Origin of the sequence: Streptomyces sp. NPDC051136 (assembly GCF_044455745.1) — a bacterium.
Taxonomy (GTDB): Bacteria; Actinomycetota; Actinomycetes; order Streptomycetales; family Streptomycetaceae; genus Streptomyces.
Window position 1 is genome coordinate 511,985 of sequence record NZ_JBITFE010000003.1, and the last position, 23,435, is coordinate 535,419.

The 23,435-nt window shown below is 68.8% G+C and carries 22 protein-coding genes and 1 pseudogene; 12 read left to right on the forward strand and 11 right to left on the reverse strand.

The features are described from left to right. Positions 1-8 precede the first annotated feature (8 nt). The 3 genes from ACIBCJ_RS11540 to ACIBCJ_RS11550 form a co-directional block, all read right to left on the reverse strand. Positions 9-1,286: an MFS transporter gene (locus tag ACIBCJ_RS11540; protein ID WP_365979502.1), complete on the reverse strand. Its 1,278-nt coding sequence runs from the start codon at positions 1,284-1,286 to the stop codon at positions 9-11. A gap of 79 nt (positions 1,287-1,365) precedes the next feature. Next, on the reverse strand, positions 1,366-2,448 hold the full coding sequence (locus ACIBCJ_RS11545) for an inositol-3-phosphate synthase (protein WP_362100270.1): 1,083 nt from the start codon (positions 2,446-2,448) through the stop codon (positions 1,366-1,368). Between the two features lie 44 nt (positions 2,449-2,492). Continuing rightward, positions 2,493-3,170, reverse strand: coding sequence for a PadR family transcriptional regulator (locus ACIBCJ_RS11550; protein WP_362100267.1), 678 nt, complete (start codon positions 3,168-3,170; stop codon positions 2,493-2,495). A 664-nt stretch (positions 3,171-3,834) separates the two neighbouring features. Here ACIBCJ_RS11550 and ACIBCJ_RS11555 point away from each other — a divergent pair. Together ACIBCJ_RS11555 and ACIBCJ_RS11560 are read left to right on the forward strand one after the other, a co-directional pair. Continuing rightward, complete coding sequence (locus tag ACIBCJ_RS11555; protein WP_362100264.1) at positions 3,835-6,222, forward strand: transglycosylase domain-containing protein; 2,388 nt, start codon at positions 3,835-3,837, stop codon at positions 6,220-6,222. Positions 6,223-6,342: 120 nt separating this feature from the next. Further along, the gene (locus tag ACIBCJ_RS11560; protein ID WP_365979503.1) at positions 6,343-7,851 is read left to right on the forward strand and encodes a glycosyltransferase 87 family protein; all 1,509 of its coding nucleotides are present in this window, start codon (positions 6,343-6,345) and stop codon (positions 7,849-7,851) included. A gap of 73 nt (positions 7,852-7,924) precedes the next feature. Here the strand turns inward: ACIBCJ_RS11560 and ACIBCJ_RS11565 are convergent, their stop codons facing one another. The 3 genes from ACIBCJ_RS11565 to ACIBCJ_RS11575 form a co-directional block, all read right to left on the reverse strand. Beyond that, positions 7,925-8,956 (reverse strand): alanine racemase, encoded by a 1,032-nt coding sequence (locus ACIBCJ_RS11565; protein ID WP_030180845.1) that lies wholly within the window; start codon positions 8,954-8,956, stop codon positions 7,925-7,927. A gap of 60 nt (positions 8,957-9,016) precedes the next feature. Then, positions 9,017-10,138, reverse strand: coding sequence for a peptidoglycan bridge formation glycyltransferase FemX (gene femX / locus ACIBCJ_RS11570; RefSeq protein WP_365979504.1), 1,122 nt, complete (start codon positions 10,136-10,138; stop codon positions 9,017-9,019). Between the two features lie 136 nt (positions 10,139-10,274). Further along, the gene (locus ACIBCJ_RS11575; protein WP_133889991.1) at positions 10,275-10,580 is read right to left on the reverse strand and encodes a hypothetical protein; all 306 of its coding nucleotides are present in this window, start codon (positions 10,578-10,580) and stop codon (positions 10,275-10,277) included. 276 nt (positions 10,581-10,856) lie between these two features. On the opposite strand from ACIBCJ_RS11575, the gene rpsF reads away from it, so the two are divergent. From rpsF to rplI, 4 genes are all read left to right on the forward strand, one after another. Continuing rightward, positions 10,857-11,147 (forward strand): 30S ribosomal protein S6, encoded by a 291-nt coding sequence (gene rpsF, locus ACIBCJ_RS11580; RefSeq protein WP_019324683.1) that lies wholly within the window; start codon positions 10,857-10,859, stop codon positions 11,145-11,147. 80 nt (positions 11,148-11,227) lie between these two features. Beyond that, positions 11,228-11,827, forward strand: coding sequence for a single-stranded DNA-binding protein (locus ACIBCJ_RS11585; protein WP_362100252.1), 600 nt, complete (start codon positions 11,228-11,230; stop codon positions 11,825-11,827). Positions 11,828-11,869: 42 nt separating this feature from the next. Continuing rightward, positions 11,870-12,106 (forward strand): 30S ribosomal protein S18, encoded by a 237-nt coding sequence (gene rpsR, locus ACIBCJ_RS11590; protein WP_003949403.1) that lies wholly within the window; start codon positions 11,870-11,872, stop codon positions 12,104-12,106. Between the two features lie 18 nt (positions 12,107-12,124). Then, on the forward strand, positions 12,125-12,571 hold the full coding sequence (rplI, locus tag ACIBCJ_RS11595; protein WP_003975023.1) for a 50S ribosomal protein L9: 447 nt from the start codon (positions 12,125-12,127) through the stop codon (positions 12,569-12,571). Between the two features lie 119 nt (positions 12,572-12,690). Here rplI and ACIBCJ_RS11600 read toward each other — a convergent pair. After that, positions 12,691-14,021, reverse strand: a pseudogene (locus ACIBCJ_RS11600) (MATE family efflux transporter). A gap of 459 nt (positions 14,022-14,480) precedes the next feature. Between ACIBCJ_RS11600 and dnaB the strand changes: the two are divergent. The 4 genes from dnaB to ACIBCJ_RS11620 all read left to right on the forward strand — a co-directional run bounded on the left by dnaB (position 14,481) and on the right by ACIBCJ_RS11620 (position 18,944). Further along, positions 14,481-15,959: a replicative DNA helicase gene (gene dnaB, locus ACIBCJ_RS11605; protein WP_133889988.1), complete on the forward strand. Its 1,479-nt coding sequence runs from the start codon at positions 14,481-14,483 to the stop codon at positions 15,957-15,959. A gap of 98 nt (positions 15,960-16,057) precedes the next feature. Beyond that, complete coding sequence (locus ACIBCJ_RS11610; protein ID WP_362100242.1) at positions 16,058-16,636, forward strand: TetR/AcrR family transcriptional regulator; 579 nt, start codon at positions 16,058-16,060, stop codon at positions 16,634-16,636. A 76-nt stretch (positions 16,637-16,712) separates the two neighbouring features. Next, positions 16,713-17,495: an oxidoreductase gene (locus tag ACIBCJ_RS11615; protein WP_365979505.1), complete on the forward strand. Its 783-nt coding sequence runs from the start codon at positions 16,713-16,715 to the stop codon at positions 17,493-17,495. A 63-nt stretch (positions 17,496-17,558) separates the two neighbouring features. Further along, positions 17,559-18,944, forward strand: a complete 1,386-nt coding sequence (locus tag ACIBCJ_RS11620; RefSeq protein WP_365979506.1) for a serine hydrolase domain-containing protein — start codon at positions 17,559-17,561, stop codon at positions 18,942-18,944. A gap of 80 nt (positions 18,945-19,024) precedes the next feature. On the opposite strand, the gene ACIBCJ_RS11625 is transcribed toward ACIBCJ_RS11620, so the two are convergent. After that, a complete protein-coding gene (locus ACIBCJ_RS11625) occupies positions 19,025-19,477 on the reverse strand; it encodes a GNAT family N-acetyltransferase (protein WP_362508334.1) in 453 nt (150 codons plus the stop codon). A gap of 19 nt (positions 19,478-19,496) precedes the next feature. Then, positions 19,497-19,961, reverse strand: a complete 465-nt coding sequence (locus ACIBCJ_RS11630; RefSeq protein ID WP_362100231.1) for a MarR family transcriptional regulator — start codon at positions 19,959-19,961, stop codon at positions 19,497-19,499. A 140-nt stretch (positions 19,962-20,101) separates the two neighbouring features. Here ACIBCJ_RS11630 and ACIBCJ_RS11635 point away from each other — a divergent pair, with 140 nt between their 5' ends. After that, the gene (locus ACIBCJ_RS11635) at positions 20,102-21,313 is read left to right on the forward strand and encodes an MFS transporter (RefSeq protein WP_365979507.1); all 1,212 of its coding nucleotides are present in this window, start codon (positions 20,102-20,104) and stop codon (positions 21,311-21,313) included. 122 nt (positions 21,314-21,435) lie between these two features. Continuing rightward, a complete protein-coding gene (locus ACIBCJ_RS11640) occupies positions 21,436-21,855 on the forward strand; it encodes a heme-binding protein (protein WP_133889983.1) in 420 nt (139 codons plus the stop codon). Positions 21,856-21,943: 88 nt separating this feature from the next. Here ACIBCJ_RS11640 and ACIBCJ_RS11645 read toward each other — a convergent pair whose 3' ends face one another. Further along, positions 21,944-22,810 (reverse strand): GNAT family N-acetyltransferase, encoded by an 867-nt coding sequence (locus tag ACIBCJ_RS11645; RefSeq protein ID WP_365979508.1) that lies wholly within the window; start codon positions 22,808-22,810, stop codon positions 21,944-21,946. Positions 22,811-22,892: 82 nt separating this feature from the next. Continuing rightward, positions 22,893-23,375 (reverse strand): NUDIX domain-containing protein, encoded by a 483-nt coding sequence (locus tag ACIBCJ_RS11650; RefSeq protein WP_133889981.1) that lies wholly within the window; start codon positions 23,373-23,375, stop codon positions 22,893-22,895. Between the last annotated feature and the right edge of the window lie 60 nt (positions 23,376-23,435).

A 23,435-nucleotide genomic window follows, 5' to 3' on the forward strand; every position in this document is an offset into this window, starting at 1 on the left:
GCTCTGTGTCACTGATGTGACACTGACCGGCTCTCAAACCGGGCCATAGCTGCCGCAACCCCTCCGTAGATGAGGGACACCGTCACCACCAGCGGCACCGATCGGCCGTCCGGCGGCAGCATGAGCGCGGCCACCCCCGCCGCGCCGACGAAGGCAACGTTGAAGAGCACGTCGTAGACGGAGAAGATCCGGCCGCGGAAGGTGTCCTCGACCGAGGACTGCACGACCGTGTCGGTGGCGATCTTCGCCCCCTGTGTGATCAGACCCAGCACGAACGCGACAGCGAGCAGGGGGGCCGTGGCGAACGGCAGACCCAGGGCGGGCACCAGCACGGTGGCGACCGTCGCACAGACGGCCATCCAGCGACCGGGGCCCAGTCCTCCCGCCGCCCAGGGCGTGACCACCGCGGCCGCGAAGAAGCCCGCCCCGGAGACCCCGAGCGCCAGTCCCAGCAGGGCGAGACCTTCGTCCGTGTCCGAACTCAGGGAGTACCGGCACAGCATCAGCAGCATGACCAGCAGGGCGCCGTAGCAGAACCGCATCAGTGTCATGCCCGCGAGCGCCCAGGCCGCCTCGCGGCGGGCCGGGGCGGCGAGATGGCGTACGCCCGCCACCAGGTCCCGGGCAGTGCCGGTGAGCGCCGAACTCAGCCTCGGCCGTACGAGTGCCAGGTCGGGGCCCAGCAGTTCCACTGCGATGCGCAGCGACGCCAGCGCCCCGCACAGGTAGAGGCCGGCGCCGAGCAGCACCACCGCGGCGTCGGAGTCCGAGACCACGAGACGGACGGCGAACGCGAGGCCACCGCCGGCCGTGGCGGCCAGGGTGCCGGCCGTCGGGGAGAGCGAGTTGGCGATCACCAGACGCTCGGCGTCGACGACCCGGGGCAGGGCGGCGGACAGCCCCGCGAGAACGAAGCGGTTGACCGCCGTGACGCAGAGCGCTGAGACATAGAAGAGCCAGTCGGGGACGGAGGCGATCATCAGCGCCGCCGTCACCGAGGCCAGCGCGGCGCGCAGCAGATTGCCGTACAGGAAGACCTGGCGGCGGCGCCAGCGGTCCAGGAGGACACCGGCGAAGGGGCCCACCAGGGAGTACGGGAGCAGCAGGACCGCCATCGCGGAGGCGATCGCGGCGGCCGAGGTCTGCTTCTCCGGGGAGAAGACGACATAGGTGGCGAGCGCGACCTGGTAGACGCCGTCGGCCCCCTGGGAGAGAAGGCGAACGGCGAGCAGGCGCCGGAACCCCTTCAGGCGCAGGAGGACGCGCAGGTCACGGACGACGGCCATGGGGCACAGCCTCACATACGGGAAGGGTCCCCGGGTCATGCGACCCGGGGACCCTCGGCAGACCGGGGTCAGCGGCTTCTCAGCGCTCGACCTCGCCCGCGATGAACTTCTCGACGTTGGCGCGGGCCTCGTCGTCGAAGTACTGGACCGGCGGGGACTTCATGAAGTAGCTCGACGCCGACAGGATCGGGCCGCCGATGCCGCGGTCCTTGGCGATCTTCGCGGCGCGCAGGGCGTCGATGATGACACCGGCCGAGTTCGGGGAGTCCCAGACCTCGAGCTTGTACTCCAGGTTCAGCGGGACGTCACCGAAGGCGCGGCCCTCGAGGCGGACGTAGGCCCACTTGCGGTCGTCCAGCCAGGCGACGTAGTCGGACGGGCCGATGTGGACGTTGTCCGCACCCAGGTCGCGGTCGGGGATCTGGGAGGTCACGGCCTGCGTCTTGGAGATCTTCTTGGACTCCAGGCGCTCGCGCTCGAGCATGTTCTTGAAGTCCATGTTGCCGCCGACGTTCAGCTGCATCGTGCGGTCCAGGACGACGCCGCGGTCCTCGAACAGCTTCGCCATGACGCGGTGCGTGATGGTGGCGCCGACCTGCGACTTGATGTCGTCACCGACGATCGGGACGCCCGCCTCGGTGAACTTGTCCGCCCACTCCTTGGTGCCGGCGATGAAGACCGGGAGGGCGTTGACGAACGCGACCTTGGCGTCGATGGCGCACTGGGCGTAGTACTTCGCCGCGTCCTCGGAACCGACGGGCAGGTAGCAGACGAGGACGTCGACCTGCTTGTCCTTGAGGACCTGGACGATGTCGACCGGCGCCTCGGCGGACTCCTCGATGGTCTGGCGGTAGTACTTGCCGAGACCGTCGTACGTGTGGCCGCGCTGGACCTGGACGCCGCTGTTCGGCACGTCGCAGATCTTGATGGTGTTGTTCTCGGAGGCGCCGATGGCGTCCGCCAGGTCCAGACCGACCTTCTTGGCGTCCACGTCGAAGGCGGCGACGAACTCGATGTCGCTGACGTGGTAGTCGCCGAACTGGACGTGCATCAGGCCGGGGACCTTGGCCGCCGGGTCGGCGTCCTTGTAGTACTCGACGCCCTGCACCAGCGATGCGGCGCAGTTGCCCACACCGACGATGGCTACGCGAACCGAACCCATTCCGGTTGCTCCCTGTGTGTACGAGTGAGGCCCTGACTGGGCGCTCACGTGGCGGTGTCGCCGGGCGTATCCGGCCGGGAGTCGTCTCCCGGCCGGGGCAGGCCGCCCGTCGCTCCAGATGTCGTGTCCTGTTGAGCGGTCCCCTCGGCGGCGGAACCCCTCAGGTCCCGTCCCGCCCGCTCACTCTCGATGAGCTCGTTCAGCCAGCGCACTTCGCGCTCCACGGACTCCATTCCGTGGCGCTGGAGCTCAAGCGTGTAGTCGTCGAGTCGCTCCCGGGTGCGGGCCAGGGAGGCCCCCATCTTCTCCAGGCGCTCCTCCAGCCGGCTGCGCCGGCCCTCGAGCACGCGCATGCGCACGTCACGCGACGTCTGCCCGAAGAACGCGAACCGAGCGGCGAAGGTCTCGTCGTCGTACGCGTCCGGGCCCGTCTGGGAGAGGAGCTGCTCGAAATGTTCCTTACCATCGGCCGTCAACCGGTAGACGATCTTGGCGCGGCGTCCGGTGAGGGACGCGGCGGCCTCGTCGACGTTACCGGGCTCCTCGATCAACCAGCCGTTGGTGACCAGCGTCTTGAGGCAGGGGTAGAGCGTCCCGTAGCTGAAGGCCCGGAACACTCCCAGTGACGTGTTGAGCCGTTTACGCAGCTCGTAGCCGTGCATCGGGGACTCGCGGAGCAGGCCGAGTACGGCGAACTCGAGGATGCCGGATCTCCGGCTCATCGTCGCCTCCTCTCGCCTTTATGCCGCGCTGATGTATCGACTCGATACATCAGCACGATAGAACGAGCTTCGGCGTGCGACAAGAGGTGAACTGGTGAACGGGATCACATCAGGGATTCATCGCGAGCAAGTTGCCTGATTTGAGGTGAACTTCGAGCCTCGGGGGTTTTGACGGTGCGTAGTGTGTGCGCCATGCGAACCACCGGGAACCGAGTGACGTCTGGGAGCGTCCCTGTCCCCGGTGCAGTACGGGTGAATGCGGAAGGGGCCGCATCCGTACTTCGGGGGGACCGGAAACCAGCCGCCTTTACCAGGCGCGCAAAGGTGCGCCTGCCCGAGGAGTAGTCGTTCGATGAGCGAGCACCGTCGCAAACCGCCGCCGCCGCAGGGAGGCGGACGTGCCGCGGCCCGACGCGGTCAGTCCGGCTCGTCCTCCGGCCGCCGTGCGGCACCGCGAGGCGCCACAGAGTCTCCGTCTGCCTCCTACGGTGCGCAGGACGAGGAGCGTCCGTACGGCAGCCGCGCCGAAGCGCGGCGCGCGGCGCAGCGGAGCGGGGGCGGCCGTCGCAGAGCGGCCGAGCCGGGCCGCGGTGGCCGGCGAGGGGCCCCCGGAGGCGCGACGGGGCCGGGGCGCGGCCGGGCGGCCTCGCCCGGCAAGAAGCGGATGATCGACTACCCGCGCCACGACAAGGACGGGTGGCGCCGCTGGATGCCCTCCTGGAGGCTCGCCTCCGGGCTGTGCATCGCGTTCTTCGGTTGCCTGGTCGGCGCCGCAGGCCTCGCGTACGCCATGGTGAGCGTCCCCGTCGTCGACGATTCCGCCGTGGCGCAGAACAACGTCTACTACTGGGCCGACAACACCCAGATGGTGGCCACGGGCGGTGACCGCAACCGCCAGAACGTCAACCTCTCGCAGATCCCCAAGGAGATGCGTTACGCCGTCATCTCCCAGGAGAACAAGACGTTCTACTCGGACAGCGGCATCGACCCCAAGGGCATCGCCCGCGCCGTGTTCAACATGGCCAAGGGCGGAGAGACCCAAGGTGGGTCCACCATCACCCAGCAGTACGTGAAGAACGCGATGCTGAACGACCAGTCGCAGACGGTCTCCCGCAAGGTCAAGGAGATCTTCGTCTCGATCAAGGTCGGGGCCGAAGAGCCCAAGGACAAGATCCTCGCGGGCTACCTGAACTCCGCCTACTACGGCCGCGGCGCCTACGGCATCCAGGCCGCCGCCCGCGCGTACTTCAACGTCGACGCCGTCGACCTCAACCCGGGGCAGTGCGCCTTCCTCTCGGCGATGCTCAAGGGCGCCACCTACTTCGACCCGGCGGGTTCGGTCTCGATCGACCCGGTGGGGGCCACGCCCCAGGCCAACCAGAAGCGGGCTCACTCCCAGATGCAGGACACCCTCGACAAGATGGTGGAGTACGGGCATCTGAGTCAGTCGGAACGGGCCAAGTACACCGAACTCCCCAGCACGCAGAACCCGCAGTCGAACGCGAAGCTGGGCGGCCAGATCGGCTACCTCGTCAGGCTCGCCAAGGCCTCCGTGCTCAAGAGCGGCAAGGTGTCGGAGCAGCAGCTGGAGAAGGGCGGCTACTCGATCTACACGACCTTCGACAAGAAGAAGGTCGACGAGCTCGAGAAGTCGGTGCAGAAGGTCTACAAGGACAAGATCGACCCCAAGAAGCGTCCCGAGAAGGACACGCACGTCCAGTTCGGCGGGGCGTCCATCGACACCAAGACCGGGGCGATCAAGGCCATCTACGGTGGCGAGGACGCCACCAAGCACTTCACCAACAACGCCGATGTCACCGGCGCCCAGGTCGGTTCCACGTTCAAGCCGTTCGTGCTCGCCGCGGCGATGAAGTGGGGTGTGCGCGACCCGGACCTCGGTGAGGTCCAGGCCCAGGACGAGCGCACCGTCGTCTCCCCGAAGAGCCTCTACAGCGGCAAGAACAACCTCAAGATCAACAACTATGACGGGTCGATCTGGGAGAACGAGAAGGGCGAGCAGTGGCGCCAGGAGAATGACGGCAAGGACAGCGTCGGTTCCCCGCCGGACTACAAGATCGATCTCCGTGAGGCGATGCGGGAGTCGGTGAACTCCGCCTTCGTGCAGCTCGGCATGGATGTCGGCCTGGACAAGGTGAAAGAGTCCGCCGTCGACGCGGGGCTTCTGGAGGACAGCCTGGCCGGCTCCGGCTACCCGTCCTTCTCCATCGGTGTCTCGGACCCGAGCGCCATCCGCATGGCGGGCGCGTACGCCACCTTCGCCGACAGCGGCAAGCAGCGCGAGCCGTACTCCGTCACGAAGGTGACGAACAAGGACGGTCCGATCTACACGCACAAGGTCGAGGAGAAGCAGGCCTTCACCGCGAAGGTCGCGGACAACGTCACGGACGTCCTGAAGACCGTCGTCGAGAAGGGAACGGGCACCAACGCCCAGCTGCCCGGCCGGGAGGTGGCCGGCAAGACCGGTACCACGGACGGCAACAAGTCCGCCTGGTTCGTCGGGTACACCCCGCAGCTGTCGACCGCGATCAGCATGTACCGGTACCCGGACGACGAGACCATCAAGAACCGCACGTTCCTGGAGATGTACGGAACGGGTGGTGAGGAGAAGATCCACGGCGCCTCGTTCCCGTCCACGATCTGGCAGGACTACATGTCGGACGCGATGAAGGGCATGAAGGTGGAGAAGTTCCCGGAGCCGGAGCCCATCGGCGAGGTCATCAACGACACCCCGTCGCCGACTCCCACGCCCTCCCCCTCCCCCTCGGCTTCCGAGACCGAAGAGGCCAGCCCGTCGCCGACGCCGACGCCGAGCGACACGCAGACCGCTCCCTCGCCTTCCGCGCCGACCAATACGTGCGGGGTCTTCGAGTGGAACTGCGACGACGGGGAGAACGCCGGCAACGGCAACGGGGGCAACGGCCCAGGCGGCTCGGAGGGCAGCGGATCACCCTCACCCACAACCAGCGAAACAGGGGAAGAGGGCGACAACGGAACAAGTCGCGGAAACAGCATCTGGGGCGCGAACGGTTAGCCGCACCGCCGCAAGCAGGGGTGTTTCACGTGAAACACCCGCAAGTTTCACGTGAAACAGGGGCCGCCGTATCCACGAGGGTGCGGCGGCCCCGGCCTGTCCCCAGGTGCGTACGGCAGGATGTGCCCCATGCCCAGTGCAGAATCGACGCCAGCGAGCGTGCACGAGCCGGACCCGGTGCGGCCGACCAGAGAGGACTCGGTCGCCGCGGCCGGCAGCGAGCTGATCGGCGGCCCGGTGGGTCGGCGTGCCCTGCTGGGCACGTCCTGGTGGACCCCCGTGCGGGTGATCGCACTCGTGGCGATCGGCATGTTCGTCCTCGGACTGGTCCAGAAGGCCCCGTGTTACAACGGTGCCTGGTTCTTCGGCGCCAGCTCCCAGTACACGCACGCGTGCTACTCGGACATCCCGCACCTCTATCAGGGACGCGGATTCGTCGACGGGCTCGTGCCGTACTTCGAGAAGCTCCCCGGCGACATGGAGTACCTGGAGTACCCCGTGCTGACCGGCCTGTTCATGGAGATCGCGTCCTGGCTCACGCCGGGCAGCGGCACCATCCAGGACCAGGAGCAGTGGTACTGGATGGTCAATGCCGGAATGCTGATGGTCTGTGCGGCCGTCATCGCCGTCTGCGTGGCCCGTACGCATACCCGGCGCCCCTGGGACGGTCTGCTGGTCGCCCTGGCGCCCGCCTTCGCGTTGACGGCCACCGTCAACTGGGACCTGCTGGCGGTCGCCCTGACGGCCGCCGCCCTCCTCATGTGGTCCCGGGAGCGCCCGCTGGCCTTCGGCGTGCTGCTGGGCCTGGCCACGGCCGCCAAGCTCTACCCCTTCCTGATCCTCGGCCCCCTCCTCGTCCTGTGCTGGCGTGCGGGCAAGTGGCGGGCGTTCGGAACGGCACTGGTAGGCGCGGTCGTCGCCTGGCTCGTGGTGAACCTTCCGGTGATGCTCTACGCCTTCGACGGCTGGTCGAAGTTCTACACGTTCAGCCAGGAGAGGGGCGTGGACTTCGGGTCCCTCTGGCTGCTCCTGGCCCAGAACTCCGACAACCCGCTCAGCACCGAAACCGTCAACACCCTCGCCACGCTTCTGATGCTGCTGTGCTGCGGTGCCGTCGCGGCGCTGACGCTGACCGCTCCGCGGCGGCCGCGGCTCGCGCAGCTCGCCTTCCTGATCGTCGCGGCGTTCATCCTCACCAACAAGGTCTACTCACCGCAGTACGTGCTCTGGCTGGTGCCGCTCGCCGCCCTGGCCCGGCCCAAGTGGCGGGACTTCCTGATCTGGCAGGCGTGCGAGGTGGCCTACTTCCTCGGCATCTGGATGTATCTCGCCTACACCACCAGCGGCGACGCCCACAAGGGACTGCCGACGGACGGCTACCACTGGGCCATCGGCCTGCACCTGTTGGGGACGCTGTTCCTCTGTGCCATGGTCGTGCGCGACATCCTGAGGCCGGACCGGGACCCGGTGCGGCGGACGGGCGACGACGACCCGTCGGGCGGGGTGCTGGACGGCGCGGAGGACGTCTTCGTCCTGGGCCCGGCGGCCCGGACCGAGCCGCCCGCGGCCCATCACGAGGAGACACGGGTGCACTGGGGCAGGAGCCGGCAGCCGGGCAGTTCGCTCTGAGTGAACGCGCGAAAGGCCGTACCCGAGGGCCACAGGACCCCGGGTACGGCCTTTCGCGTCCTGCGGACGCTCGCTAGCGGTCGAGGATGCGGTCGAACTGCGTGGTGGTGTGCCGCAGATGCGCCACCAGCTCGTCCCCCACCTTGGGCTCCGCCGCGTCCGAGGGAACGAACAGGATCGACACCTGCATGTGCGGCGGCTCAGCGAACCAGCGCTGCTTGCCGCTCCAGACGAACGGGGAGAGGTTGCGGTTGACCGTGGCGAGACCGGCCCGGGCGACGCCCTTGGCGCGCGGCATCACGCCGTGCAGCGCCTTCGGGGCCTCCAGCCCCACCCCGTGCGACGTACCGCCCGCCACGACCACCAGAAAGCCGTCGGAGGCCGCCTTCTGCTGCCGGTAGCCGAAACGCTCCCCCTTGGCGACGCGCGTGACGTCCAGGACGGCGCCGCGGTACTCGGTGGCCTCGTGGTCCCCCAACCACAGCCGGGTGCCGATGCGGGCGCGGAAGCGGGTCTGCGGGAACTGCTGCTGGAGCCGGGCCAGCTCGTCGGCCTTGAGATGGCTGACGAACATGGTGTGCAGCGGGAGCCGGGCGGCGCGCAGCCGGTCCATCCAGCCGATGACCTCCTCGACGGCGTCCGAGCCGTCGGTGCGGTCCAGGGGCAGGTGGATGGCGAAGCCCTCCAGCCGGACGTTCTCTATGGCGGCGTGCAGCTGCGGCAGGTCCTGCTCGCTGATGCCGTGCCGCTTCATCGAGGACATCACCTCGATGACCACGCGCGCGCCCACCAGGCCGTACACGCCGTCGATGGACGACACCGAACGCACCACCCGGTCGGGCAGCGGAACGGGTTCCTCACCGCGGCGGTACGGGGTGAGGACCAGCAGGTCACCCCCGAAGAAGTCCTTGATGCGAGCGGCCTCGTAGGTGGTGCCGACGGCCAGTACGTCCGAGCCCAGCCGCGTGGCCTCCTCCGCCAGCCGCTCGTGACCGAATCCGTAGCCGTTGCCCTTGCAGACCGGGACCAGCCCGGGGAACTGCTCCTGCACGTGCTTGTGGTGCGCCCGCCAGCGCGCGGTGTCGACGTAGAGCGTGAGCGCCATGGCCGGACCTGGAACCTTTCTCGTGGCTGTCAGAGGTGCGGATCGGGGAGGGGCTGTCGGTCAGCGGCGCGACATGTAGATGTCGAGCGCCTTGTGGAGCAGCTTGTTCAGCGGGAAGTCCCACTCGCCGAGGTATTCGGCCGCCTGACCGCCCGTGCCCACCTTGAACTGGATCAGCCCGAAGAGGTGGTCGCTCTCGTCCAGTGAGTCGGAGATGCCGCGCAGGTCGTAGACGGTGGCGCCGAGCGCGTAGGAGTCGCGGAGCATGGCCCACTGCATGGCGTTCGACGGCCGGACCTCGCGGCCGATGTTGTCGGAGGCGCCGTAGGAGTACCAGACGTGCCCGCCGACGACCAGCATGGTCGCCGCCGACAGGTTCACCCCGTTGTGCCGGGCGAAGTACAGCCGCATGCGGTTGGGGTCCTCGTTGTTGAGGGCGGCCCACATGCGCTGGAAGTACGACAGCGGGCGCGGCCGGAAGCGGTCGCGCACGGCCGTGATCTCGTACAGGCGCTGCCACTCCTCGAGGTCGTGGTAGCCGCCCTGGACGACCTCGACACCGGCCTTCTCGGCCTTCTTGATGTTGCGGCGCCACAGCTGGTTGAAGTTCTTGTGGACCTCTTCCAGGGAGCGGTTGGCCAGCGGCACCTGGAAGACGTAACGGGGCTGGACGTCACCGAAGCCGGCGCCGCCGTCCTCGCCCTGCTGCCAGCCCATCCGGCGCAGCTTGTCGGCCACCTCGAAGGCGCGCGGCTCGATGTGGTCCGCCTCTATGTCCCGCAGGCGCTTGACGTCGGGGTCCTGGATGCCCTTCTTGATGGACGTCGCGTCCCAGCGCCGGATGATCACCGGCGGGCCCATCTTCACGGAGAAGGCGCCCTGCTGCTTCAGGTGCGCCAGCATCGGCTCCATCCAGTCCTGGAGGTTCGGCGCGAACCAGTTGATGACCGGGCCCTCGGGGAGGTAGGCGAGGTAGCGCTTAATCTTGGGCAGCTGCCGGTAGAGGACGAGGCCCACGCCGACCAGCTCACCGGTCCGCTCGTCGAACCAGCCGAGGTTCTCCGAGCGCCATTCCGCCTTCACGTCCGCCCACGCCGGGACCTGCATGTGACTGGCCGCCGGCAGGCTCTGGATGTAGGCCAGATGCTGCTCGCGGCTGATGGTCCTCAGGGTCAGGCTCATTCGGGGCGCTCCTCGGGCTGGTGTGTCCCCATGGGTACAGGGGCTCCGGCTCTCGCGCGAAGCCTACTGCGCCCTGTGAGCGCCCCGTCCGGCGTACGGCCGCAAGGGGTGTCCGGCGGGCGGTCGCCGGACGGGTTCAGCCGACGAGCCCGCCGTGGTAGATGCCGAAGAACAGACCGAGCGCGCAGGCGCCGAGACCCAGCACCAGGCCGAAGCGCTCTCGGGTCGTCACGGAGACGTACTGGCCGTATCCGCCGGTCAGCACACCGAGCAGGCCCGCCCAGGAGGTCAGGACGTGCAGCCCCCGGAAACTCGCGGTGGCGAGGGCGAGCACCCCGAGCACCAGCGTCACGGCCAGCAGGGTGTCCTGGAGGGGGTGCGATTTGCCGTCGGTGGCCAGCAGGCCGGTCCGGGGCTTGGCGGGTCGCATGATCTGTGCCATGGGGAACCTCCTGCCGAAGGCAGTGTGTCGTCGCCCTCACATCCGCTGAGTACCGATTGTGTCCCCTCACAGCCGGATTTCAACCGCAAGCCGGTCGCCGGGTACTCTGTACGTTCTGCACTGGTGTCTTCTGCCATCCACGGCCGGGCCTCCTCCCTGGAGGCGGTCCGATTGTCAGTGGGTCCTGGTTTACTCGTTGATGCCGGTGCGAACGCATCGCAACCCTCCTGCCACGGAACGACCGTGGCCGCTGAGTCCAAAGGAGGTGGGTTCCACATGCGTCACTACGAGGTGATGGTCATCCTCGACCCCGATCTCGAGGAGCGCTCTGTCTCCCCGCTGATCGAGAACTTCCTCTCTGTCGTCCGTGACGGCGGCGGAAAGGTCGAGAAGGTCGACACCTGGGGCCGTCGTCGTCTCTCGTACGAGATCAAGAAGAAGCCCGAGGGCATCTACTCGGTCATCGACCTGCAGGCCGAGCCTGCGGTCGTCAAGGAGCTCGACCGCCAGATGAACCTGAACGAGTCGGTCCTCCGGACCAAGGTCCTCCGTCCCGAGACCCACTGAGCCATCCCGCTCAGCTGATCCCGGGATTCGAGTAGCAGCAACCAAGCAGCCAGAGCAGCAAACCCGCCGAGAGGTTCCCCATGGCAGGCGAGACCGTCATCACGGTCGTCGGCAATCTTGTCGACGACCCCGAGCTGCGCTTCACCCCGTCCGGTGCGGCCGTCGCGAAGTTCCGCGTCGCGTCGACTCCCCGCACCTTCGACCGCCAGACCAACGAGTGGAAGGACGGCGAGAGCCTGTTCCTCACCTGCTCGGTCTGGCGCCAGGCGGCGGAGAACGTCGCCGAGTCGCTCCAGCGAGGCATGCGCGTCATCGTGCAGGGCCGGCTGAAGCAGCGGTCCTACGAGGACCGTGAGGGCGTCAAGCGCACGGTCTACGAGCTGGACGTCGACGAGGTCGGCGCCAGCCTTCGCAGCGCCACGGCCAAGGTCACCAAGACCTCGGGCCAGGGCCGCGGAGGCCAGGGCGGCTACGGCGGCGGTGGCGGTGGCGGCCAGGGTGGCGGCGGCTGGGGCGGCGGCCCCGGCGGCGGCCAGCAGGGCGGCGGCGCTCCCGCCGACGACCCCTGGGCGACCGGCGCTCCCGCCGGTGGCCAGCAGGGCGGCGGTCAGCAGGGCGGCGGCGGCTGGGGCGGCGGCTCCGGCGGCGGTGGCGGCTACTCGGACGAGCCCCCCTTCTAGGCGGGCTCCACCCACACTTCTTGATCACACAGGAGAAACATCATGGCTAAGCCGCCTGTGCGCAAGCCGAAGAAGAAGGTCTGCGCATTCTGCAAGGACAAGGTCACGTACGTGGACTACAAGGACACGAACATGCTGCGGAAGTTCATTTCCGACCGCGGCAAGATCCGTGCCCGCCGCGTGACCGGCAACTGCACTCAGCACCAGCGTGACGTCGCCACGGCCGTGAAGAACAGCCGTGAGATGGCGCTGCTGCCCTACACCTCCACCGCGCGATAAGGGAAGGGTGACCGAAACATGAAGATCATCCTTACCCACGAGGTCTCCGGCCTCGGTGCCGCGGGCGACGTCGTCGACGTCAAGGACGGCTACGCTCGCAACTACCTGATCCCGCGGAAGTTCGCGATCCGCTGGACCAAGGGTGGCGAGAAGGACGTCGAGCAGATCCGTCGTGCTCGCAAGATCCACGAGATCCAGACCATCGAGCAGGCCAACCAGGTGAAGGCCCAGCTCGAGGGTGTGAAGGTCCGTCTGGCCGTCCGCTCCGGCGACGCCGGTCGTCTCTTCGGCTCCGTCACCCCGGCCGACGTCGCTTCGGCGATCAAGGCCGCCGGTGGCCCCGAGGTCGACAAGCGCCGCATCGAGCTGGGCTCGCCGATCAAGACCCTGGGCGCTCACGAGACGTCCGTGCGTCTGCACCCCGAGGTTGACGCCAAGGTCAGCATCGAGGTTGTCGCTGCCTGAGCACTGCTCTCGCTGAAGCGATGAGAGGGGCCGCACTCCCGAAAGGGAATGCGGCCCTTCTTCGTGTCCGTATCCGAAGCCGTGCTCAACGCGGAACGTCGTGTTTCACGTGAAACGGGTCAGCGCGTCGCGCCCGTGACGATCCAGCGTCCCGATCGTGTACGCAGCCACAGCGTCGCCAGACGCATCACCATCATCAGCGTCATCGCCGCCCACAGGGCGGTGAGTCCGCCGCCGAGCACAGGGACGAGCAGCGCCGCGGGTGTGTAGATCGCCAGGGTCAGCAGCATGGCCCAGGCAAGATAAGGGCCGTCGCCCGCACCCATGAGGACACCGTCCAGGACATAGACCACTCCGCAGATCGGCTGGGCGACAGCCACGATCACCAGTGCGGGCAGTGCGGTGTCCTTGACCACGGAGTCGCCGGTGAACAGGGGAAGGAAAACCGGCCGGGACAGCACCACGAGCAGACCCAGTACGACCCCGACCGCGACGCCCCACTCCACCATCCTGCGACAGGCGTCGCGCGCCCCCTGGGCGTCGTCCGCTCCGAGATACCGGCCGATGATGGCCTGCCCGGCGATCGCGATGGCATCGAGGGCGAAGGCGAGCAGGCTCCACAGGGACAGGATGATCTGATGTGCCGCGATGTCGGCGTCGCCGAGGCGGGCCGCCACCGCCGTAGCGATCATGAGGATCGCCCGCAGGGAGAGCGTGCGGACGAGCAGCGGCATGCCGGCCTGGGCGGAGGCCCCGATGCCGACCAGGTCCGGCCGCAGGGAGGCGCCGTGGCGGCGGGCTCCGCGAATGACCACCCACAGGTAGACCGCGGCCATGCCGCGACGACGGTGCCCCAGGCGGAGCCCGCGATGCCGAGTCCGGCACCGTAGACGAGTGCGACATTGAGCACGGCGTTGGCGACGAAACCGGCCACGGCCACGTAGAGCGGGGTCCTGGTGTTCTGCAGACCCCGCAGGACACCGGTCGAGGCCAGCACGACGAGCATGGCCGGGATACCGAGGGACGAGATACGCAGATAGGTGGTGGCGAAGGGAGCCGCGGTGTCGGAGGCGCCGAAGAGTTCCACGAGGGAGGGGGCCGTGGGCAGAACGACCGCGATGACGGCCGTGCCGAGCAGCAGGGCCAGCCAGATACCGTCCATGCCCTGGCGGATCGCCGCCTGCAGATCGCCCGCGCCGACGCGCCGGGAGACGGCGGCCGTGGTGGCGTAGGCGAGGAAGACGAAGATGCTGACGGCCGTGGTGAGCAGGGCCGAGGCGATGCCGAGTCCGGCGAGCTGAGCGGTGCCGAGATGGCCGACGATGGCACTGTCGGCCATGACGAACAGAGGCTCGGCGACGAGCGCGCCGAAGGCCGGGACGGCCAGCGCGACGATCTCTCGGTCGTGCCGGCGCCGGGCGGTCCGCGTACGCGCAGGGGCCTGTGTCATGAGCACCAATCTAATCTTCCACAGGTAAGAGATGCAAAGCCTCAGTAACCCTTACGGCCTGTCTCGCGCCGTGCACTTCTGGGCAGGGCTCGCATCGATCTTGGTCTGACCGGCCAAGTTTTTCTTCTGCACAGGCAGTGGACGGTAAACGTGCAGCTCAGACTAGCTCCGTGGGTGATTCTGCGGGCTTGTTCACAGGGCTGTCCACCGGGTCGTGCACAGGTTTGGCGCGGTTCTCCACAGCATCTGGCCGGTCGTCCACATGCCCTGTGGATAACCAGATTGGCTGACGGTGCCCGCGGGCCTACGGTTGTCCGGCGCCCACTCCGTCCGTCGGCTGGTGAACCATCACAAAACCGACGCGCCAGAACCGGAGTTGGGCGTCCTATTTGTCAGTGCCGTGCCGTAGAAATGACAGGCACGGCGAGGTCCGCCGGGCGGACGGGAGGAGGTGGCTCGGTGAGCATTTCCGAGCCCTTGGACGACCCGTGGGCCGACAGCGGCCCAAGTGATCGTCTGCCTGCTTCCCGCCGCCGCGGCGAGGGGGGCCGCAGCCGTGACGAGCAGCACGAGCGCGGATCCGACAGCGGCGGGTGGGACGGCGGCGGCCCGTCGTTCGAGCGGGTGCCGCCCCAGGACCTGGATGCCGAGCAGTCGGTCCTCGGCGGCATGCTCCTGTCCAAGGACGCCATCGCCGACGTCGTCGAAATCCTCAAGGGACACGACTTCTACAAGCCGGCCCACGAGACGGTCTACCAGGCCATCCTCGACGTCTACGCCAAGGGCGAGCCCGCCGACCCCATCACCATCGCCGCCGAACTCACCAAACGCGGTGAGATCAACAAGGTCGGCGGTGCCTCGTACCTGCACACCCTCGTCCAGACCGTGCCGACTGCCGCGAACGCCGCGTACTACGCGGAGATCGTGCACGAGCGGGCAGTCCTGCGCCGCCTGGTGGAAGCCGGCACCCGGATCACCCAGATGGGATACGCGGCCGACGACGACGTCGACGAGATCGTCAACCGCGCCCAGGCCGAGATCTACGCCGTCACCGAGCAGCGCACCAGTGAGGACTACCTGCCGCTCGGCGACATCATGGAGGGCGCCCTCGACGAGATCGAGGCGATCGGTTCGCGCAGCGGCGAGATGACCGGTGTGCCGACGGGTTTCACGGACTTCGATTCGTTGACCAACGGACTGCACCCCGGCCAGATGGTCGTCATCGCCGCCCGCCCCGCGATGGGCAAGTCGACCCTCGCACTCGACTTCGCACGGGCCGCGTCGATCAAGAACAACCTGCCCAGCGTGATCTTCTCGCTCGAGATGGGCCGCAACGAGATCGCGATGCGTCTGCTGTCCGCCGAGGCCCGTGTCGCGTTGCACCACATGCGGTCGGGCACGATGACGGACGACGACTGGACCCGGCTCGCACGCCGGATGCCCGACGTGTCCGCCGCCCCGCTCTACATCGACGACTCCCCGAACCTGTCGATGATGGAGATCCGTGCCAAGTGCCGCCGCCTCAAGCAGCGCAACGACCTCAAGCTGGTCGTCATCGACTACCTCCAGCTGATGCAGTCCGGCGGGTCCAAGCGCGCCGAGAGCCGGCAGCAGGAGGTCTCGGACATGTCCCGTAACCTCAAGCTCCTCGCCAAGGAGCTGGAAATCCCGGTCATCGCGCTCTCCCAGCTGAACCGAGGTCCCGAACAGCGCACCGACAAGAAGCCCATGGTCTCCGACCTGCGTGAGTCCGGTTCGATCGAGCAGGACGCCGACATGGTCATCCTGCTGCACCGCGAGGACGCCTACGAGAAGGAGTCGCCGCGCGCGGGTGAGGCGGACCTGATCGTGGCCAAGCACCGTAACGGCCCGACGGCGACGATCACGGTCGCCTTCCAGGGCCACTACTCGCGCTTCGTCGACATGGCACAGACCTGACGGTCGGCCGGACCGGTTCTCGCCGGGGGACGTCGGGTGGGACGAAGGATCCCGCTCTTTCTTGACTCGCAGGTCCAAAAGGATGCTAGGTTCGACCCATGGGAAGGCCCAAGCAGTTCGATCCGGACGTCGCCGTCGAGCAAGCCATGGACGTGTTCTGGCGCAAGGGATACGCGGGCACCACTCCTCAGGACCTCGTCGACGCGCTCGGCATCGGCAAGGGCAGTCTCTACAACACCTTCGGGAGCAAGCACGCCCTGTACGAGCGGGCGCTCCGCCGCTACCGGGACAGTCAGGCCGCTGCTCTGGTGGCGCTGATCGGGGAGGGGGGCCCGGTCAAGGCGCGGCTGCGCGGCGCGCTTGAGTTCCTCGTGGACATGGACCTCGCCGACCCGGACCGCCGGGGCTGCATGGCGGTGAACGCGGCGGCGGAACTCGCCGCGACGGACGAAGTGGCGACCGAACTCGTCCGGCGCATGCTCGACCGAACCGAGGACGCCTTCCGTGCGCTGATCGAGGAAGGCCGGCGCTCCGGCGAGATCGCGCCCGACCGCGATCCCGTCGCCGTGGGGAGCATGCTGCTCAACACGGTGGTGGGCCTGCGGCTCATGGCGCGCGTCGCCGAGGGTCCCGACCGGCTCGTCCGGGTGATCGACGCGACGGTCGACTCTCTCTGATCCGGCCGGCAGAACCGCTGTGCACGTAGTTTTCCGTACCCACATTTTGTACCCACAGTTCAAGAACTGGAGCGTCGTGGATCTCAACCTCACTTCCAAGTCAGCCGTCGTCACCGGGGCCGGCCGAGGCATCGGCCTGGCCACCGTCCGGGCCCTGACCGCCGAGGGCGTCCGCGTCGTGGGCGCTGCCCGCACCATCACGTCGGAGCTGAAGGAAACCGGCGCGTACACGGTGTCGGCCGACCTCAGCACAGCCCGCGGCGTCGCCGATCTCATGGAGAGCGCCCTCGTCGAACTGGGCGGGATCGATCTCCTGGTGAACAACGTCGGTGGCGGTGACGACGTGGAACCCGTCGGTTTCCTCGACACCGACGACACGCAGTGGACCCGTGTCTTCGACATCAACCTGCTCAGTGCCGTCCGGGCCACCCGCGCGGCCCTGCCCAGCCTGATCGAACGCCGAGGATCGATCGTGAACGTCTCGTCCATCAACTCCCGCTTGCCTGCTGCCGGTCCGGTCGCCTACAGCGCGGCCAAGGCGGCTCTGGCCGCGCTGGGCAAGTCCCTGGCAGAGGAGTTCGGGCCTCAGGGCGTCCGGGTGAACAGCGTCTCTCCCGGAGTGGTGCGCACCTCCATCTGGGAGGACCCCGAGGGCTTCGGCGGCAAGGTGGCGGCCGGAGCCGGCGTGGAACACGCCACGTTCCTCCAGCAGATTCCCCAAGCGTTCGGGATCACCACCGGTCGCATCACCGAGCCCGACGAGGTGGCGGCCCTGATCGTGTTCCTCCTCTCCGACGTCGCGGGGAACATCACGGGCGCCGACCACGTCATCGACGGAGGTACGGTCAAGACTCTCTGACCCGGTTGGGCGCCACGGGGAAATCGGCTCGACGTGAGCTGCCCCGGCCGGTGGACTGGTCGCATGACGACACCTCAGGAAGAGCTGCTGCCCGGCACCCGCCGGGCGCTGACGCACCGGATCGCCGTGGCCCAGGCCGAAGGGCGGACGCCGTCGCTCGTCGCGGCGGTGGTCCGGGGCGGGCGGACCGTGTGGCACGGTGCGCGGAGCTCGGTCGACGGACACGGCCCGGACGAGAACGTGCAGTACCGGATCGGCTCGATCACCAAGACGTTCACCGCGGTCCTCGTCCTGCGGTTGCGCGACGAGGGCGTGCTCGACCTCGGGGACCCGCTGGAGAAGCACCTGCCGGGCACCGGGGCCGGGGAGGCCACGATCGCCCACCTGCTCGCGCACGCGGGCGGGCTGGCGGCCGAGTCGCCCGGGCCCTGGTGGGAGCGGACACCGGGCTCGCTGCGGCCCGAGCTGGCAGACGTACTGGGTGAGCGGCCGCTCCTGCACCCGGTGGGCCGTCGGCACCACTACTCCAACCCCGGGTACACCCTGCTCGGCGCGCTGATCGAGAAGGTGCGCGGTGCGGCGTGGGAGGACGTCCTGCGGCGGGAGGTGCTGGAACCGCTGGGGTTGGAGCGTACGGCCACCAGGCCCAGCGCCCCGCATGCCGGAGGCTGGGCGGTGCATCCATGGGCCGATGTGATGCTGGCCGAGCCCGTGGAGGATCTCGGCAGGATGGCTCCGGCCGGTCAGCTCTGGTCCACCACCGGGGACCTGGCGCGGTTCGCGGTCTTTCTCACGCAGGGAGACGACAGGGTGCTCGGCGCGGAGACCGTGCGGGAGATGCGGGCGCCCGCCGCGCCGGCCGAGGCCTCGGACGTCGTGGACGGTGCGGCGTACGGACTGGGGCTGCAGCTGCAGCACCGGGACGGGCGGCTGCTCGTGGGGCACTCCGGGTCACTTCCGGGCTTCCTGGCGAACCTCACCATCGGCGTGGAGGACGACGTGGCCGCGGTGGTGCTGACCAACTGCACCTCGGGGCCGTTGATCGGCGGGCTCGGGGCCGACCTGGTGCGCATCGTCGCCGAGGCGGAACCCCGGATCCCCGCACCGTGGCGTCCGTTGCCCGAGGTCGATCCGTCGGTACTGGAGTTGGCGGGGCAGTGGTACTGGGGCACGCAGGCTTTCGCCCTGCGGCTGACGTCGGACGGCGGGGTCTCGCTGGGGCCACTGTCGGGCCAGGGTCGCCGGTCACGTTTCCGGGTGAACGGGGACGGCACCTGGACAGGTCTGGAGGGGTATTACGCAGGTGAGCTGCTGCGAGCGGTGAGGCGTCCCGACGGAACGGTGAGCCATCTGGACCTCGGGTCCTTCGTCTTCACGCGCCAGCCGTACGAAGAGGGCGATGCGGTGCCCGGCGGAGTGCACCCGGAGGGCTGGCGGGGGATCGGCTGACGGTCCTCAGGCCGTACGTGACCCTGTTTCACGTGAAACAGGGTCACGTACCTGTTGCCGCTGTGCCAGGGAGCCGTTGCTCAGAGCTGGAGCTTGAAGCCCGTGTGCGAGGCCGAGAACCCCAGGCGCTCGTAGAAGCGGTGGGCGTCGGTACGGGTCTTGTCGGACGTGAGCTGCACCAGGTGGCATCCCTGCCGCCGGGACTCGTCGACCGCCCACTCGATGAGCTGCGTACCCAGTCCACTGCCGCGTTCGTCGCCGTGGATACGTACGCCTTCGATGATCGAACGGGTCGCGCCGCGCCGGGACAGTCCGGGGACGATCGTCAGCTGGAGCGTCCCGACGACACGGCCGTCGCGGACGGCCACCACCAGGTGCTGGTTCGGGTCGGAGCTGAGGCGTTCGAAAGCGGTCCGGTACGGAGCCAGATCATCCGGTGACTCACGCTGCGCGCCCAGCGGATCGTCGGCGAGCATCGCGACGACCGCCGGAATGTCCTCGACGGTGGTGGGCCGTATCTCAAGATCTTCCATGCCCGCACTCTAGAACCGCTCAAGCGGGCACCGGCGCCTTCAGGGTCTCCACGGCCCGGACCAGCGGGGCCAGGTCGGGGTTCACGGCCGCCGCGTCGAGAGCCTCGCGCAGCGCGGTGTCGTTGGTGGGCCGTGCCTCGTTCAGCAGCTGCAGGCCCGACGCGGTGACGTTGGTGTAGATGCCGCGCCGGTCGGTGGGGCACAGGTAGCGCTCCAGCAGGCCCCGGTCCTCGAGCCGGGTGACCAGCCTGGTGGTCGCGCTCTGGCTGAGGACGACGGCGTCGGCGACCTGCTTCATCTGCAGATGTCCCCCGTCGCCGTCGTGCTGTCGGCTGAGCACGTCGAGCAGGGAGTACTCACGGACGCTCAGGTCGTGCCCGGTCTGCAGCGCGCGCTCGATGTGCGCCTCGATCCTCCCGTGCAGCAGGGAGAGGGCGCACCAGCCCTGGGAGAGAGCGGTGAGCGCGGGATCCGTCGCTGTCATGTGATTCCTCCGTCCAGGAGCGCCTCAGACCAGGGTAGACCAGCTGCGCAATTGCCCTCGTTTGCAAGTATCCCGCGTGTGCAATTATTGTGGGCGAACGCAAAGCGCTCCTGCAATCTTCTGGGAAGGTGTCACCCTCCATGCCTCTCGCGCTTCTGGCCCTCGCGATCGGGGCCTTCGGGATCGGAACGACGGAATTCGTGATCATGGGCCTGCTGCCCGAGGTCGCGAGCGACTACGGGGTCTCCATCCCCACCGCCGGCTATCTGGTGACCGGCTACGCGCTCGGCGTGATGGCCGGCGCCCCGCTGATGACCGTGCTCGGCACCAAGGTCCCGCGCAAGCGGATGCTGATGCTGCTGATGGGTCTGTTCATCGTCGGCAACCTGCTCTCCGCCGTCGCCCCCGTGTTCTCCGTCATGCTGATCGGCCGCGTGGTCGCCTCACTCGCCCACGGCGCCTTCTTCGGCATCGGTTCCGTCGTCGCGGCCGGTCTGGTCGCCCCGCACAAGAAGGCCGGCGCGATCGCGATGATGTTCACCGGCCTGACCGTCGCCAATGTCGTCGGAGTCCCGCTGGGAACGCTGATCGGGCAGTCCGCCGGCTGGCGCGTCACCTTCGCGGTCGTCGCCGCGCTCGGGGTCGTCGGCCTGGCCGGAGTCGCCAAGCTGGTCCCCGATGTGCCCAGGGCCGAGGGAGTGCGGCTGCGTGACGAAATGGCGGCGTTCAAGAACGCCCAGGTCCTGCTCGCGATGGCCATGACCGTTCTCGGCTTCGGCGGAGTCTTCGCGGCCATCACCTACATCGCGCCGATGATGACCCACGTCGCGGGCTTCGCCGACGGCTCGGTCACCTGGCTGCTCGTCCTCTTCGGCCTCGGCATGGTCGGCGGCAACCTCGTCGGCGGCAGGTTCGCCGACCGCGCCCTGATGCCCATGCTGTACATCTCCCTGGGTGCGCTGGCCGTCGTCCTCGCCCTCTTCACCCTCACCGCGCACGACAAGATCGCGTCTGCCGTGACCGTCGTCCTGATCGGCGCCCTGGGCTTCGCCACCGTCCCGCCGCTGCAGAAGCGCGTCCTGGACCACGCACACGGCGCCCCGACGCTGGCCTCCGCGGTGAACATCGGTGCCTTCAACCTCGGCAACGCGCTCTCCGCCTGGCTCGGGGGCGTCGTCATCGCCGCGGGCTTCGGCTACACCGCCCCCAACTGGGTCGGCGCCGCTCTCGCCGCCGCCGCCCTCGTCCTCGCCGTCTTCTCCGCCGCCCTGGAACGGCGCGCGAGCACACCCGGCTCGGTCGTCGTCGGTTCCGTGCCCGCCGAGCAGCGAGCCACCGCCGTCCACCACTGAAAGAACCCGCCAGGGCCCAGGGACGGGATCAGAGCCCGTCCCTCACCCCATGCCCTGGTCCACCGACGCCTCGGCGATCACCGAGGCACCGCACCACTCAGCACAACCAAGGAGAAGGACCCATGAGCACCACCGCCGTCGCCCCGCTGACGATCCACGACGCCGAAGCCCTCGTCACCGCCGCTCACGACGCCGCCGAGGCGGCCGGTGTCACCGTCAGCGTCACGGTCCTCGATGCCGGCGGTCACCTGCTGGCCTTCCGGCGTGACGACCGTGCCGTGCTGATCTCCGGGGAGACCAGCGGACGCAAGGCCTACACGGCGCTCCAGCTGAACGCTCCCACGGCGGACCTCGTCGACGCCGTGCAGCCCGGGGGCCCCTTCCACACCCTGCCCACGGCGCTCGACCGGCCGCTGCTGTTCATCGCCGGCGGTGTACCCGTGCACCGTGAAGGACGGCTGATCGGCGCGATCGGAGTGGGCGGCGGCGCGCCCGAGCAGGACCATTCCTTCGCCTCGGCCGCACTGCAGAGCATCGCCTGACGGCAGCGGCATGCAGCGGCCGCCCGTCCGATCGCCGGTCCCGGGCCGCCCGGGACCGGCGATCGCCGGTCCCGCACGGGCGCGGAAGTCAGCCCGCGGCCACCGTCAGCGGCGCGAACCGCCGGGCCCAGTCCCCGGGCAGCTCGGTGATTCCGTACGTCATGACCGCGTTGGGCGCGATCGTGGAGAGGCCACGCTCCTTCACCCACGCCAGCAACTCCTCGTGCCGCACGTCGATGTCCGTGCGCAGGGGGCGGTCGGTACGGGCGGCGAGGGAGCCGATCAGCGCCTTGGCCGTCTCGGTGTCACGGGCGATCAGCGGACCCACGACGTGGGTGTCCATGTTCGGCCAGGCCGCGGCGTACCCGACGACCCGGCCGTCCGCCTCGGCGACGCGCAGTTGGTCGGCGAACGCGGGCAGCCGCGCCACGATGTGGGTGCGATCGGCGCCGAAGACCTCCTCGTCGAGCCGGAGGATCGCGCCGAGGTCCTCAGCGGTGGCCGCGCGAGTGGCGGTCCTCGGTTCCGGTCCGCCGGGGACGAAACGGCCACGCAGCATCTCCGCCCCGCCCGTCACCTTGAAGCCGAGCTCCTCGTAGAGCGGCCGGCCGTACGGGGTCGCGTGCAGAGTCAGCGGAACGGTGCCCAGAGCGGAGACGACGTGACGCATCAGCCGGCGGCCCACGCCCTGGCGGGCGTGCCGCTCGGCGACGAGCACCATGCCGATGGCGGCGAGGGTGGGACGCTCCGGCGGTCCGTACTCGGTGACGGTGCAGGCGGCGACGAGACCGCCGTCGGGGTCGTCGATGCCGTACCCCTTTCCGGCCGTGAGGAGGAACCCCCATTTGTGCTCCTCGCGGAGCCACCCCCGGTCCTCGGAGAGGTCGGCGCAGGCGGTGAGGTCGCGGAGCGTCAGACGGCGGATCGGAGCGGAGGCGAGGAAAGGTGTCGGCACGCAGGTCAGGCTGTCCGACGGCGGTCGTCCGCGTCCACCGCTTTGCGGCAGATCACACGAGCTTTCGGCCACGCCGTTCTCTTCAGCCGAGGTCGGGGGCGTGCATTGCGCGCACACCCTCGATGTTGCCGTCCAGGTAGTGGCGCAACGACAGCGGCACGAGGTGGACCGAGGCGATCCCGACCCGGGTGAACGGCACTCTGACGATCTCGTACTCACCGGCGGGCTCGTCGACCTCGGGGCCGTGCCGCAGGGAGGGGTCCATGGATTCCAGGTGGCAGACGAAGAAGTGCTGCACCTTCACACCGGTCGCGCCACCGTCCTCGCCGATGTGCTCCACGGTGTCCACGAAGCAGGGCACCACATCACTGATCTTCGCGCCGAGTTCCTCGTACACCTCACGGTGCAGAGCATCCACGACGGTGGTGTCGTCCGGCTCGACCCCGCCGCCGGGAGTGACCCAGTACGGGTCGACTCCGGGCTTGGTCCGCTTGATCAGGATCAGGTGGTCGCCGTCCAGCAGGACGGCGCGAGCGGTGCGCTTGACCACGGGTCGGACGGTCATGGGAGAAATGTGGCCCGGCTGGTTCCACGTGAAACATCGTGACGCGCGCCCGGTTCATGA

Bases quoted from the DNA above. Each gene is read 5' to 3' on its own strand.
- ACIBCJ_RS11540 (WP_365979502.1), bottom strand. From the start codon at position 1,286: ATGGCCGTCGTCCGTGACCTGCGCGTCCTCCTGCGCCTGAAGGGGTTC.
- ACIBCJ_RS11545 (WP_362100270.1), bottom strand. From the start codon at position 2,448: ATGGGTTCGGTTCGCGTAGCCATCGTCGGTGTGGGCAACTGCGCCGCA.
- ACIBCJ_RS11550 (WP_362100267.1), bottom strand. From the start codon at position 3,170: ATGAGCCGGAGATCCGGCATCCTCGAGTTCGCCGTACTCGGCCTGCTC.
- ACIBCJ_RS11555 (WP_362100264.1), top strand. From the start codon at position 3,835: ATGATCGACTACCCGCGCCACGACAAGGACGGGTGGCGCCGCTGGATG.
- ACIBCJ_RS11560 (WP_365979503.1), top strand. From the start codon at position 6,343: ATGTGCCCCATGCCCAGTGCAGAATCGACGCCAGCGAGCGTGCACGAG.
- ACIBCJ_RS11565 (WP_030180845.1), bottom strand. From the start codon at position 8,956: ATGGCGCTCACGCTCTACGTCGACACCGCGCGCTGGCGGGCGCACCAC.
- femX (WP_365979504.1), bottom strand. From the start codon at position 10,138: ATGAGCCTGACCCTGAGGACCATCAGCCGCGAGCAGCATCTGGCCTAC.
- ACIBCJ_RS11575 (WP_133889991.1), bottom strand. From the start codon at position 10,580: ATGGCACAGATCATGCGACCCGCCAAGCCCCGGACCGGCCTGCTGGCC.
- rpsF (WP_019324683.1), top strand. From the start codon at position 10,857: ATGCGTCACTACGAGGTGATGGTCATCCTCGACCCCGATCTCGAGGAG.
- ACIBCJ_RS11585 (WP_362100252.1), top strand. From the start codon at position 11,228: ATGGCAGGCGAGACCGTCATCACGGTCGTCGGCAATCTTGTCGACGAC.
- rpsR (WP_003949403.1), top strand. From the start codon at position 11,870: ATGGCTAAGCCGCCTGTGCGCAAGCCGAAGAAGAAGGTCTGCGCATTC.
- rplI (WP_003975023.1), top strand. From the start codon at position 12,125: ATGAAGATCATCCTTACCCACGAGGTCTCCGGCCTCGGTGCCGCGGGC.
- ACIBCJ_RS11610 (WP_362100242.1), top strand. From the start codon at position 16,058: ATGGGAAGGCCCAAGCAGTTCGATCCGGACGTCGCCGTCGAGCAAGCC.
- ACIBCJ_RS11620 (WP_365979506.1), top strand. From the start codon at position 17,559: ATGACGACACCTCAGGAAGAGCTGCTGCCCGGCACCCGCCGGGCGCTG.
- ACIBCJ_RS11625 (WP_362508334.1), bottom strand. From the start codon at position 19,477: ATGGAAGATCTTGAGATACGGCCCACCACCGTCGAGGACATTCCGGCG.
- ACIBCJ_RS11630 (WP_362100231.1), bottom strand. From the start codon at position 19,961: ATGACAGCGACGGATCCCGCGCTCACCGCTCTCTCCCAGGGCTGGTGC.
- ACIBCJ_RS11635 (WP_365979507.1), top strand. From the start codon at position 20,102: ATGCCTCTCGCGCTTCTGGCCCTCGCGATCGGGGCCTTCGGGATCGGA.
- ACIBCJ_RS11640 (WP_133889983.1), top strand. From the start codon at position 21,436: ATGAGCACCACCGCCGTCGCCCCGCTGACGATCCACGACGCCGAAGCC.
- ACIBCJ_RS11650 (WP_133889981.1), bottom strand. From the start codon at position 23,375: ATGACCGTCCGACCCGTGGTCAAGCGCACCGCTCGCGCCGTCCTGCTG.